This is a genomic window from Methylobacterium sp. WL103, from assembly GCF_008039885.1.
In the GTDB taxonomy this organism is placed as follows: domain Bacteria; phylum Pseudomonadota; class Alphaproteobacteria; order Rhizobiales; family Beijerinckiaceae; genus Methylobacterium; species Methylobacterium cerastii.
The window spans coordinates 1-12319 of the sequence record NZ_VRUX01000076.1 but is presented as its reverse complement, the minus strand read 5'-3'; the positions used below and the strand labels follow the sequence as shown (position 1 = coordinate 12319).

The 12319-nt window shown below is 69.9% G+C and carries 11 protein-coding genes and 1 pseudogene; 5 read left to right on the top strand and 7 right to left on the bottom strand.

Annotated features, from left to right (window positions below):
* The 3 genes and pseudogenes from FV222_RS07575 to FV222_RS07565 form a co-directional block, all read right to left on the bottom strand.
* Window positions 1-199, bottom strand: a pseudogene (locus FV222_RS07575) (anti-sigma factor); the annotation flags it as partial.
* Window positions 200-314: 115 nt separating this feature from the next.
* Window positions 315-968 carry a sigma-70 family RNA polymerase sigma factor gene (locus FV222_RS07570; protein ID WP_147761795.1) on the bottom strand — a complete coding sequence of 218 codons (654 nt, stop codon included), beginning with the start codon at window positions 966-968 and terminating at the stop codon, window positions 315-317.
* Window positions 969-1048: 80 nt separating this feature from the next.
* Entirely contained in the window at window positions 1049-2188 is a 1140-nt protein-coding gene (locus tag FV222_RS07565; RefSeq protein ID WP_147761796.1) for a patatin-like phospholipase family protein, read from the bottom strand.
* A gap of 449 nt (window positions 2189-2637) precedes the next feature.
* Between FV222_RS07565 and ispG the strand changes: the two genes are divergently transcribed.
* Both ispG and FV222_RS07555 read left to right on the top strand, forming a co-directional pair.
* Window positions 2638-3957, top strand: coding sequence for a flavodoxin-dependent (E)-4-hydroxy-3-methylbut-2-enyl-diphosphate synthase (gene ispG, locus FV222_RS07560; RefSeq protein WP_147752206.1), 1320 nt, complete (start codon window positions 2638-2640; stop codon window positions 3955-3957).
* Between the two features lie 358 nt (window positions 3958-4315).
* Window positions 4316-6304, top strand: a complete 1989-nt coding sequence (locus tag FV222_RS07555) for a potassium transporter Kup (RefSeq protein WP_147761797.1) — start codon at window positions 4316-4318, stop codon at window positions 6302-6304.
* Between the two features lie 97 nt (window positions 6305-6401).
* Here FV222_RS07555 and FV222_RS07550 read toward each other — a convergent pair whose 3' ends face one another.
* Window positions 6402-6824 (bottom strand): type II toxin-antitoxin system VapC family toxin, encoded by a 423-nt coding sequence (locus FV222_RS07550; RefSeq protein WP_147813707.1) that lies wholly within the window; start codon window positions 6822-6824, stop codon window positions 6402-6404.
* Window positions 6824-7066 (bottom strand): type II toxin-antitoxin system prevent-host-death family antitoxin, encoded by a 243-nt coding sequence (locus FV222_RS07545; protein ID WP_147752203.1) that lies wholly within the window; start codon window positions 7064-7066, stop codon window positions 6824-6826. The genes FV222_RS07550 and FV222_RS07545 overlap by 1 nt, the downstream gene beginning before the upstream one ends.
* 315 nt (window positions 7067-7381) lie before the next feature.
* Here FV222_RS07545 and FV222_RS07540 point away from each other — a divergent pair, with 315 nt between their 5' ends.
* The 3 genes from FV222_RS07540 to FV222_RS07530 all read left to right on the top strand — a co-directional run bounded on the left by FV222_RS07540 (window position 7382) and on the right by FV222_RS07530 (window position 10825).
* On the top strand, window positions 7382-7858 hold the full coding sequence (locus FV222_RS07540) for a (2Fe-2S)-binding protein (RefSeq protein ID WP_147752202.1): 477 nt from the start codon (window positions 7382-7384) through the stop codon (window positions 7856-7858).
* Window positions 7855-10194, top strand: coding sequence for a xanthine dehydrogenase family protein molybdopterin-binding subunit (locus FV222_RS07535; protein WP_147761799.1), 2340 nt, complete (start codon window positions 7855-7857; stop codon window positions 10192-10194). The genes FV222_RS07540 and FV222_RS07535 overlap by 4 nt, the downstream gene beginning before the upstream one ends.
* Before the next feature lie 244 nt (window positions 10195-10438).
* Window positions 10439-10825: a hypothetical protein gene (locus FV222_RS07530; RefSeq protein WP_147752200.1), complete on the top strand. Its 387-nt coding sequence runs from the start codon at window positions 10439-10441 to the stop codon at window positions 10823-10825.
* Window positions 10826-11332: 507 nt separating this feature from the next.
* Here FV222_RS07530 and FV222_RS07520 read toward each other — a convergent pair.
* Entirely contained in the window at window positions 11333-11581 is a 249-nt protein-coding gene (locus FV222_RS07520; protein WP_147752198.1) for a hypothetical protein, read from the bottom strand.
* 251 nt (window positions 11582-11832) lie between these two features.
* Window positions 11833-12319, bottom strand: a 487-nt coding sequence (locus FV222_RS07515) for a Sir2 family NAD-dependent protein deacetylase (protein ID WP_147813705.1), incomplete at its 5' end; no start/stop codon positions are given.

The following is a 12319-nucleotide window of genomic DNA, read 5'->3' as shown; positions in this document are numbered from 1 at the left end:
GGCGCAGCCGGTCGGGCCCCGGGCCCGGCGAGGGGGCGAAGGATTCGCGCAGCGCGTCGCGGTCGTGCATCTCGGCCATCACCCGGGCGGCGACGTCGGGGTGGCCGGCGAGGTACGCCTCCACGTCGAGGCGGCGCATCACGTCGAGCTGCCCGTCGACGAAGGCGATGAGGTCGGTGTCTGCAATCGGGTCGGTCATCGCGCTCGTCCTGTCGTCTCGTTCGTCGTCCTCGACGCGGGGCGCCGCCCTGCCGCCCGTTCGTCTCGTCGCGCCGGGGTGCCTACCGCGTCCGGCGTCGTCCCGTTCCGCGGGGTCAGAAGTCCCCGACGGCGCGACGGAAGTAGGGGGCGTCGCCCGGCCCCTCAGAGCGGCCGTCGCGGGCGACGAGGCGCAGACCCGGCCGCTCCGGCCCGCGCGCACGCGACTCCTCGGCAGCATTTCCGGGAGCTTTCCGCGCCGTGCCCTCCCGCGCGCCGCCCTCGCCCTCCTCGAAGGCGCGCAACGCCGCCCGGCCGCGCCCGAGACGCGACATCAGCGTGCCGATCGGGATGCCGAGAACCGCCGCCGCGTCGGCGTAGGCCATGCCTTCGAGGGTGACGAGGTGCAGGGCGGCGCGCTGCTCCTCGGGGAGCGTCAGGAAGGCGCGGCGGATCTGGGCGAGGCGGACTTGGCCCTCCTGGGCCGGCGGCGCCACCTCCTCGTGCATCTGCACCAGCACGTCGGCGTGGCGGGTCTCGACGCGCTTGCGGCGCTGGTCGTCGATGAAGACGTTGTGCAGCACCGTCATCATCCAGGTGCGCAGGTTGGTGTTCGGCCGGAGGCTGCCTTCCGCCTCCAGCGCGCGGACCAGCGTGTCGTGCACGAGGTCGTCGGCCCGCAGGGTGTCGCGGGTGAGCGAGCGCGCGTAGCGCCGCAGCGGCACCAGCAGGTCGACGATGTCGGGACGCTTGGTCTTGTCGGCGATCATGGAGCGTAAACGGACCCGCGCGCGGCTTTAATCCACCCGCGCAGCGAGAATCCCGTTTGGGACGATCCCGCGCGGGGCGCCTACTGATACGCCTTCTGCAGGTCGAGGGAGCAGTCGCGGCCGATCTTCTCGTAATGCTCGGCGAGCCAGGCCTGCGCGGCGCCGCGGCCCTTGTCGCGCAGGCGCTGGAACACGCGCCAGCGGGCGTCGAGCTTCGAGGCGGCGTTGTAGTCCTCCAGCGCGTCGGTGCCGTCGATGCGGTGGACCAGCACCCGCTGGTACTGGCCCTGGCCGAGCACGCCCTCCTCGATCAGCCCGTCGACGAAGTCGATCGCGCGCAGCTCGCGCATCAGGTTGGCGTTGAAGGTGATCTCGTTCAGCCGGTCCTGGATCTCCTTCTCGGTCCGCGGGGTCTCGCGGCGCTCCACCGGGTTGATCTGCACCAGGACGATGTCGCGGGTCACCGCGCCGCGATGCAGCGGGTAGAGCGGCGGGTTGCCGAGGTAGCCGCCGTCCCAGTAGGGCACGCCGTCGATCTCCACCGCCTGGAACACCGTCGGCAGGCAAGCCGAGGCCATCAGGTGATCGACGGTGAGGCGCTCGCGCTCGAACACCGCGAGCTTGCCGGTCCAGACGTTGGTGGCCGAGACGAAGACGCCGGCGGTGTTTGATTCGCGCAGGCGCTCGAAGTCGACCTGGGCGGCCAGCGCCTTGCGCAGCGGGTTGATGTTGAGCGGGTTCGAGACATAGGGGCTCGGCGTCAGCACCTTCGACCAGAACTCGATCACCGGGTTGCCCTTCAAGGCACCGAACATCCCGTGGAACAGGCTGCGCTGGCCGGGGGAGAAGTCTCCGTCGAGGCTGACCTCGCGCCAGAACCGCTCCAGCCCGGCGCGGGCGCCCTCGGGACCGCCCGCGAGCCAGCCGTCGATCATCACCACGGCGTTCATTGCGCCGGCGCTCGCCCCCGTCACCGCCTCGAAGCCGAGGCGCCCGTCCTCGATCAGCGCGTCGAGGACGCCCCAGGTGAAGGCGCCGTGCGCGCCGCCGCCCTGAAGCGCGAGCGCCACGTTCTTCTCGGCCCGCGGCCCTGCGAGCACGTGGTGCGACGGGTGCGCGGAAGGGCTGTCGGCGATGCCGTCAGAGACCGGCTCGGGCACGGCGGTGGCCGGGTTGTCCGGCTCGGGACGATCGGTGGAGGACTTTGAGGTCAACGTCATCATCGCCTCGACATGGGTTGTTGCACTGCAATATCAACGCACGCACCGCAGCATTTTCCTACGGACGTGGCGGCGGCGCAAGCGCGGCGAACGCCCGACGGTTCCGCGAATCGGCCCTGCCAGAGGCGGGGCGATCGGCGGTGTCGGCATCGCAGGGGCACGCTCGGAATCCGGCGGCGGAGCGCGCGATCCCGTTGGCGGGCAACGCCTTTCCGGGGCACGCGGAGAACGATCGGCCTGAGCTGTGGCGTGCGCGAACTCGACATCGCCGGGCGGATGCGACATGACACGCGCGGTGCAGACATGCAGGGCCGCGGGATTGACGCGGTCGTGCGTCAATCGCAGCTAAACGATCGAGGGCGTAACGCGATCGCATGCTGCGCGCAGCCGCCGGCCGATCGCGCCCCGCGAAACACCAAGGCCTTGAACGAAGGTCCACGATGGAAGCCATGCAAGCCGCCAGCCTCGACCAGAACCCGCTCGCCGCGCAGGTCGCGGGCCTGACCGGACCGGAGATCGCCGGGCCGGCTCCGCGGCACCGCACCGTCGGCGTGCGCGTCGGCGAGGGCGAAGGCGCGGTGATCGTCGGCGGCGGGGCTCCGGTCGTCGTCCAGTCGATGACCAACACCGACACCGCCGACATCGACGCCACGGTGGCGCAGGTCGCCCAGCTGGCGCGGGCCGGCTCGGAGCTGGTCCGCATCACCGTCGACCGCGACGAGGCCGCGGCCGCCGTGCCGAAGGTGCGCGAGCGCCTCGACCGCATCGGCTGCCACGTGCCGCTGGTAGGCGACTTCCACTACATCGGCCACAAGCTCCTCTCCGACCATCCGGCCTGCGCCGAGGCGCTGGCGAAGTACCGGATCAACCCGGGCAACGTCGGCTTCAAGGAGAAGAAGGACGTCCAGTTCTCGACGATCATCGAGCAGGCGATCCGCTACGGGAAGACCGTGCGCATCGGCGCGAATTGGGGCTCGCTCGACGAAGCGCTGCTCACCCACCTGATGGACGAGAACGCGAGGCTTCCCCGGCCGATCGACGCCCGCGCCGTGATGCGCGAGGCGATGGTTCAGTCGGCGCTCTCCTCGGCGGAGCGCGCGGTGGAGCTGGGCCTGCCGAAGGACCGCATCATCCTCTCCGCCAAGGTCTCGGCGGTGCAGGACCTGATTGCGGTCTACCGCGAGGTCGCCCGCCGCTCGGACTACGCGATCCACCTCGGCCTCACCGAGGCCGGCATGGGCTCGAAGGGCTTGGTCGCGGCGTCGGCCGCCATCGGCGTGCTGCTGCAGGAAGGCATCGGCGACACGATCCGTTACTCGCTGACGCCCGAGCCCGGCGGCGACCGCACCGTCGAGGTGAAGGCCAGCCAGGAATTGCTGCAGACCATGGGCTTCCGCACCTTCGTGCCGATGGTCGCGGCCTGCCCCGGCTGCGGCCGCACCACCTCGACCACGTTCCAGGAACTCGCCCGCGACATCCAGAACTGGATCGTCACCTCGATGCCGGAGTGGAAGAAGACCTATCCGGGCGTCGAGGGCCTGAACGTCGCGGTGATGGGCTGCATCGTCAACGGACCCGGCGAATCGAAGCACGCCGACATCGGCATCTCGCTGCCGGGCACCGGCGAGACCCCGACTGCGCCTGTCTTCATCGACGGCAAGAAGGCGATGACGCTCCGCGGCGCGACGCTGGCCAAGGACTTCGAGACGGTGGTGATCGACTACATCGAGCGCCGCTTCGGCCAGGGCGCGCGCAACGCCGCGGAGTAGGACGACCCGATTGTAAAGCGTAACGCGCGCGCTCTTCCCTCCCCCCTCTGCGGGGGAGGGTAGACCTCGCGTCAGCGAGGGTCGGGAGAGGGGAGTGACCTTTCCGGACAACACGCTCCCCTCTCCAGACCCGCTGCGCGGGCCACCCTCCCCCGCAGAGGGGGGAAGGAAGAGCGGCTTGGGAACCGCCCTGTTCCCGCTCGGGCGCCGGCGTGATAGCAGGGCCTCGAAGGCCCCGTGAGCGGCGGGCCCCGCGACCGCGCGGGTTCATTTCACGCACGCGGTCGCATCCTCCGGTGGGACCTTCGATGCGCCACACCGCGAAACGCCGCGCAGGCCTGAGCCTCGAACGCACCCGATGACACACCCTGCCACACCGAGCGGTCCTGCCGCTCAGCCCGGCGCCGTGCCGGACAAACCCGCGGCGGCCGCGACTGGGGCCGCGAGCCTGCCGGCCGGCACCCTCGATCCCGTCGAGGGGCAGAGCCAGGGCCATGCCGCCCCGGGGCTGTGGACGCTGGCGGTCGGCTCGGTCGGCGTGGTCTACGGCGACATCGGCACCAGCCCGCTCTACGCCTTCCGCGAGGCGCTGGTGCCGGCCCGCTACGACAACATCCTGCTGCCCGAGGAGGTGCTCGGCACCGCCTCGCTGATCCTGTGGGCGCTGTTCCTGATCGTGACGGTGAAGTACGTCGCGATCCTGCTGCGCATGGACAACAACGGCGAGGGCGGCATCCTCTCGCTGATGGCGCTGGCGCGGAAGGCGCTCGGCGGATCGCGGATCGTGTTCGCCCTCGGCCTGCTCGGCGCGGCCCTGTTCTACGGCGACGCGGTGATCACCCCGGCGATCTCGGTGCTCTCGGCGGTGGAGGGTTTGAAGCTCGTCACGCCGGCCTTCGAGGGCTCGGTGCTGCCGATCACCGTGGCGATCATCCTGGCGCTGTTCCTCGTGCAGAGTCGCGGCACCAGCAAGGTCGCCGCCTTCTTCGGCCCGGTGATGGTGGTGTGGTTCGCGGCCCTGGCGTTGGCGGCCGTGCCGCACATCGTCGGAAACCTCGCGGTCTTCAAGGCGCTGAACCCGTGGTACGCCGTGCACTACCTGCTCGGCCACGGCACCGGCGCGCTCGTGGCGCTGGGCGCGGTGTTCCTGGCCGTCACCGGCGCGGAGGCGCTGTTCGCCGACCTCGGGCATTTCGGACGGCGTCCGATCCAGATCGCCTGGATCGGCCTGGTCTTCCCGTCGCTGGCGCTGAACTATCTCGGCCAGGCGGCCCTGGTGCTGGAGAAGCCCGACACCACGGACCCCTTCTTCCAGCTGTTTCCCGAATGGGCGCTGCTGCCGATGGTGATCCTCGCGACGCTGGCCACCGTCACCGCGAGCCAAGCGGTGATCACCGGGGCGTTCTCGCTGTCCCGGCAGGCGATCCAGCTCGGGCTGCTGCCGCGGCTTGAGATCCGCCACACCTCCGAGTCGCATTCGGGGCAGATCTTCCTGCCGCAGATCAACGTGCTGCTGATGGTCGGCGTCGTGGTGCTGGCGGTGGTGTTCCGCTCGTCCTCGGCCCTGGCCTCCGCCTACGGCATCGCGGTCACCGGTACGATGCTGCTCACCGCGAGCATGACCTTCCTCGTGGTCTGGCGGCTGTGGCGCTGGTCGCCGGTGGCAGCCGCCGCCCTGATGCTGCCGTTCATCGTCATCGAGTTCCTGTTCCTGCTCTCGAACCTGCTCAAGGTGCTGGAAGGCGGCTACGTGCCGCTGCTGCTGGCCGCAGGGCTGATCGTGCTGATGTGGACCTGGGTGCGGGGCGTCACGATCCTGTTCAACAAGACCCGCAAGACCGACGTGCCGATCCTCGAACTCGTCGGCATGCTGGAGAAGAGCCCGCCGCACCACGTGCGCGGCACCGCGGTGTTCCTCACCAGCGACCCCGAGATCGCGCCGGCGGCGCTGCTGCACAACCTCAAGCACAACAAGGTGCTGCACGAGAAGAACGTCATCCTCACGGTCGAGACCGTCGACACCCCCCGCGCCAACGGGCCGGACCGGGTGCGGCTCGAGCCGATCGGGCCGGGCTTCTTCAAGGTCGTGATGAAGTTCGGCTACATGGAGACGCCGAACATCCCCAAGACCCTCGTGCTGTTGCGCAAGCAGGGCTTCAAGTTCGACATCATGGCGACGTCGTTCTTCCTGTCGCGCCGCTCGATCCGCCCCGCCGCCCATTCCGGGATGCCGCTGTGGCAGGACCGGATCTTCATCACCCTGGCCAAGAACGCCAACGACGCGACGGACTTCTTCCAGATCCCGACGGGCCGGGTCGTGGAGGTCGGGACGCAGGTCACGGTCTGAGGCTTGGTGCCATCCGACGCTTGCCGGTCAGAGCGAGGCTTGCCGGTCGGAGCGAGGCTGCCGTCAGAGCGAGGCTGCCGTCAGAGCGAGGCTGCCGTCAGAGAAGGTCGGTCGGCACGCCCAGAGCCGCGCCGGCTTCCGCCAGGCGCTTGTCGAGCGTGGCGAGAACCAGGCCTTCGTCCATGACGATCGCGAGGTGCAAGGCATCGCCCGCTCGTAGGCCCAGCCGCGCCTGATCGGCGAATCGCGCTGCGGATCGAAACGTCGCTCCGGTCACAGGCAACATTCGGAACGAGGCGGACGAAAGCTGTGCGAAAGCGGCAAGCGCCACGGATCGCCGCACTCCATCGATTGCGCCTGTTCGGACCTTGATCGAAAGCGCTGCCGAGAATTCCGTTGCGACCCAAGCACTGATGGCAAGGTCGTCGGCCCTCTGGGCGGCGAGCCATTCTTGCATCCGTCCCGTGTTCGCTTCGGTAGTCAGCGCTGCAACCAGGACGGACGTATCGAGATAGGGCATCAATAGCGCTCGTCGTCGCGCATCGCCCGAATGAAGTCTGCTGCACCTTCGTCTTGGAACGGCATCTGTGCCGTGACCGCTCTCAGGGCGTCGAGATCGACCTTCCGCTTCGGTTCCGACACGGCGCTCAGCCGCACGACTTCTCGTCCGCGGCGGGTGATGGTGACGGCTTCACCTGCGATGACCCTATCGACGAGGGCGCTGAGATGCGCCTTCGCTTCGGCAAGGCTGACCGTCGCCATAGAAACCTCCACCCACCTTCATGACTATTCAGATAGTCATTTAGTCCAAGAGCCGCATGGCGACAATCTTCCAGACGATCTCAAAGCCCGATTCCCATCGCGTGCGCCACCGCACACGGCATGCCCCCGGCGCCGGGCTCGCGTCGCGTGCGGTCGTTTGCCCGCGTTGCACCGCGGAGCGGGCATGCCGTAAATTGAATTCATTCTGAGAACGACGTGCGGACCCGGGGGGCGTCGCGGTTCGGCGGGCCTTGCATCCCACCCGAGCCGTCGAGCCCTCCCGACGCGATCCGCGTTCAGACAGGACCTTTGCGAATGATCAAACTGACGGTGAACGGAGCGCCACGCAGCTTCGACGGCGATCCCGACATGCCGCTGCTCTGGTACCTGCGCGACGAGCTCGGGCTGGTCGGCACAAAGTTCGGCTGCGGCCAGTCGCTGTGCGGCGCCTGCACGATCCACCTCGGCGGCACCGCCACCCGGTCCTGCACCACCCCGATCTCGGCCGCGGCCGACCAGGCGGTGACCACCATCGAAGGGCTCTCGCCCGACGGCAACCATCCGGTGCAGGTGGCCTGGCGCGACCTCAACGTGGCGCAGTGCGGCTACTGCCAGTGCGGCCAGATCATGCAGGCGGCCTCGCTGCTGAAGGACACGCCCAAGCCCACCGACGCGCAGATCGACGAGCAGATGAGCGGCAACATCTGCCGCTGCGGCACCTACCCGCGCATCCGCGCCGCGATCCACCAGGCCGCCGGCCAGGCGCCCGCCACCAAGGGAGAGCGCCTGTGATCCACGACGCCAAGATGATGGCCGAGCTTGCGGCCGAGACGCCGACCCGGACGCCGCTGATCGCCAACGTCAGCCGCCGCACCATCCTCGGTGGCCTGGGCGCCTTCGTGCTCGCGGTGAACCTGCGCGGCACGGCCAAGGCCGAGGCCGCCAAGGACGAGCCGCCGAAGTTCGGCGCCGACGGCATGCCGCACGGCTGGCGCGACGACCCGAAGATCTTCGTGGCGATCGCCGCCGACGGCCGTGTGACCGTGACCAACCACCGCTCCGACATGGGCCAAGGCGTGCGCACCTCGGTGGCCTTCGTGGTCGCCGACGAGCTCGAGGCCGACTGGTCGAAGGTCGGCGTGGTCCAGGCCTGGGGCGACGAGGAGCGCTTCGGCAACCAGGACACCGACGGCTCGCGGAGCCTGCGCCACTTCTTCCAGCATTTCCGCCATGCGGGCGCCGCGGCCCGGCTCATGCTGATCCAGGCGGCCGCCAAGCAGTGGAACGTGCCGGCCTCCGAGGTCACGGCCGAGAACCACGTGCTGGCGCACGCCAAGTCGAAGCGTACGCTCGGCTACGGCGAGGTCGCGGCCGCCGCGGCGGAGCTGCCGGTGCCGGCCCGCGAGAGCGTGGTGCTGAAGGACCCCAAGGCCTTCCGCTACATCGGCAAGGGCCAGATCGGCATCATCGACAACCGCGACATCACCACCGGCAAGGCCGTCTACGGCCTCGACACGAAGCGCGAGGGCATGCTGTACGCCCTGGTCGCGCGCCCGGCCGTCTACGGCGGCAAGGTCGTCTCGTACGACGACACCGAGACCAAGAAGGTCCCCGGTGTCGTGAAGGTGTTCAAGATCGACGGCGGGGCGATCCCGTCCGAGTTCATGCCGCTCGGCGGCGTCGCCGTGGTGGCCAAGAACACCTGGGCGGCGATGAAGGGCCGCGAGGCCCTGAAGATCGTCTGGGACGACGGCCCGAACGCCGGCTACGACACCGACGCGTTCCGCACCGAGCTCGAGAAGGCGTCGCGCGCACCCGGCAAGGTCGTGCGCAACCAGGGCGACGTCGACGGGGCGATGGCCAAGGCCAAGACGAAGCTCACGGCCGACTACTTCGTGCCCCACCTCGTCCAGGCTCCGATGGAGCCGCCGGCCGCCGTGGTGCAGGTGAAGGACGGCGCGTGCGAGGCCTGGGCCTGCACGCAGGGTCCGCAGGCCGCCCACGACCGGCTGGTCAAGGCGCTCGGCCTGCCCGCCGACAAGGTGCGGGTGAACGTGACGCTGCTGGGCGGCGGCTTCGGCCGCAAGTCCAAGCCCGACTACGTGGTCGAGGCGGCGCTCTGCTCGCGCGAGGTCGGAGGCGCGCCGGTGAAGCTCACCTGGACCCGCGAGGACGACATCCACCACGGCTACTACCACACCATCTCGGCCGAGCACCTCGAGGCGGGCCTCGACGACAAGGGCATGCCGGTGGCCTGGCTCCACCGCTCGGCGGCGCCGACGATCGGCTCGATCTTCGCGCCCGACCCGAAGCACGAGCTGCCGTTCGAACTTGGGATGGGCCTGGTCAACACGCCGTTCGCGGTGCCGAACATCCGGCTGGAGAACCCGGAGGCGGCCGCCCACGTCCGGATCGGCTGGTTCCGCTCAGTCTCGAACATCCCGCACGCCTTCGCGATCCAGTCGTTCGTGGCGGAGCTGGCGCACGCTGCGGGACGCGACGCGAAGGACTACCTGCTCGATCTGATCGGGCCGGCGCGCAAGATCGATCCGACGACGATCGGCGACGTGTGGAATCACGGCGAGGACCCCAAGCTCTACCCGATCGACACCGGGCGCCTGCGCCGGGTGATCGAGACCGCCGCCGGCGGTGCCGGCTGGGGCCGCAAGCTGGAGAAGGGCCGGGGCCTCGGGCTCGCGGGTCACTACAGCTTCGTCACCCACACCGCGGTCGCGGCCGAGGTCGAGGTCGACCCGAAGGGCGGTGTGAAGGTGGTGGCCGTCGACATCGCGATCGATTGCGGGCCTCAGGTCAACCCGGAGCGCATCCGCTCGCAGATGGAAGGCGCCGTGGTGATGGGGATGGGCCTCGCGCTCACCTCCGAGATCACCTTCAAGAACGGCCGGGCGCAACAGAACAACTTCGACGGCTACGAGATCATTCGGATCGACGCCGCCCCGAAGGTGATCCGCGTGCACCTCGTCAACTCGGGCACCTGGGACGGCCCGCTCGGCGGCGTCGGGGAGCCCGGCGTTCCACCGGTGGCGCCGGCCATCGCCAACGCGGTGTTCGCCGCCACCGGGCGCCGCGTGCGCCAGCTACCGATCCGCGACCAGCTCAGCGCCTGAGCCGGCGGACCCGCGCCGCCCGACGGCGCGGTGACGGATTGGACGACCGAGGGGCCCCTCTTCAACCGGAAGAGCGGGCCCTTCGGCGTTCTTGCGACGGCGCGTCGCCTGCGAAGCGCGTTTTCAAGGCGTCATCTGTCGTAAGGGCCGCCTTTCAGGGGAGCCTTGCCGGCGGATGCCGCGTTTCCGTCGGCAAGCCGTTCGGCTCCCCCGTTCGGCTCGAAGACACCGGAGATTCCATTCGATGACGCGTCTCGCGTACCTCGCCGCCCTGCTCGCGGCGCCCGCCCTGATCGCATCCGCCTCGGCCTCGCCCTGTTCCGAGCGGATCGACGGCCTCGACAAGCGGGTGAAGGCGGAGGCGACGGCCGCGATCTCGGCTTCGACCAGCGGCCAGGGTGCCGCCGCCAAGCGCGGCGGCGAGGGCGTGACCGGCACGGAGGGGACCGCCCCCGGCCAGTCGCCGCAGGCCCCCCCGGAGAAGTCGGCCGAGGCCGGCAAGGGCGCCGACGCCGCCCAGCAGGCCAAGGTCGCCCTCGACGAGGCCCGCACCGCCGACGCCAAGGGCGACGCCAAGGCCTGCGACGCCGCGGTGACGCGCGCCGAGGGCCAGCTCAAGTCGGCTCCGTAGGCGTATCGCGTTCACGAACGTCGGACGCTGCACCGACAAAGGTCAGTGGATCGACGGGACTGCCGCAGATGGATCCGGCTCAAGTTGCGGGTATGGCGCGGGTCCCCGCTCCCCACACGCGGGGAGAGGTCCGGCTGCACCAAGTCGTGCAGCCGGGGAGCGGAGGCGAAGCCGAAGCGACGGTGAGGGGGCGCGTACGGATGTGGTTCCTCCGTGGCAGCCCCCTCACCTTCGGCTGCCGCCTCGCTTTGCCGACGACGAGGTCGGCAAAGCCCTCTCCCCGCAGGCGGGGCGAGGGGATGCGCGCACATCGAACTGCCACAAGCAGGGATGTGTGAGTCCTATGCCTCATCCGGGAGGAAGGGCGGGTGGCGCGCAGCCTGTGTGCGACTGTGCGTAAGGTGCGGGGCGCTGCACGAAGGTTAGAGCCTGCGAGCGCGCAGGGAGCACCGAGCGTGGTGCATGGCCGGGGGGCGGAGAGCGCGTCCTCGCCCCGCGGGGGCGTCGTCAGGCGATCGCGTCGAAGGTGATGCGGGCGGCGGTGGCGCCGAGGGCGTGCGCGTTGCCGTTGAGGCCGGCGCAGAGGTCGTCGATCTCGGCGACGTCGAGGGCGTCGCCGGTCTCGGCGGCGATCGCGTCGATGAGATGGTCCTGCCGGGGATCGAACGGGTGACCCTGCATCCGGTAGAACTGGTAGTAGCGCAGGGCCGCCAGGACCGTGTCGCGCTCGCGGGCCGTGACCGTGAAGTTCTGCATGGGTTGTTGGCTCCCGTGTGGCTTCATCGAACGCCGGTGCGCGCCGCGGCGACCGCACCAAGCTTGTCCATTGTACCCACAGCGTCGTGAGCGTCCATGTCTTGACAGCGCGATCCAGCGTGATTCGCCGAAGAAAGTCCGATTGCGCGCAAGCTGGACTTGAGTTTCCGAAAGCAATTCGCGTGGTTTTTCAGTGCGCTGCTGAATCGCCCGGCGTTATTCTGCCTAGTTTTCTGGCCCGATGCATCGGATCACGAGACGAGGGCGGCGAAGTAGGCCGGCACCGTCTCGCTCGCCGGGCCGTAGCGGGCCTCGTCGAACGCGTCCGTGTTGTCGGACGGCTCGGCGTTGAGCTCGCAGGTCGGGATGCCCTGCGCTCGCGCGTGCCGCACATAGCCGGCCGCCGGGTAGACGGCGCCCGAGGTGCCGATCGCGACGAACAGGTCGGCGGTCGAGAGCGCCGCCTGGATCGCGTCGAGGTGGTGGGGCATCTCGCCGAACCAGACCACGTCGGGCCGCGACGTGCCGACGGCGCCGCAGAGCGGGCAGGCGTCGGCGACGTGGAGGTCGCCGGGGCAGGCGAACGTGCCGCCGCAGGCCGTGCAGCGGCCCTTCAGGAGTTCGCCGTGCATGTGCACGACGGTGCGCGAGCCCGCCCGCTCGTGCAGGTCGTCGACGTTCTGGGTGCACAGGAACAGCCGCCCGCCGCGCTCGCCCAACGCCGCCTCGGCCCGGGCC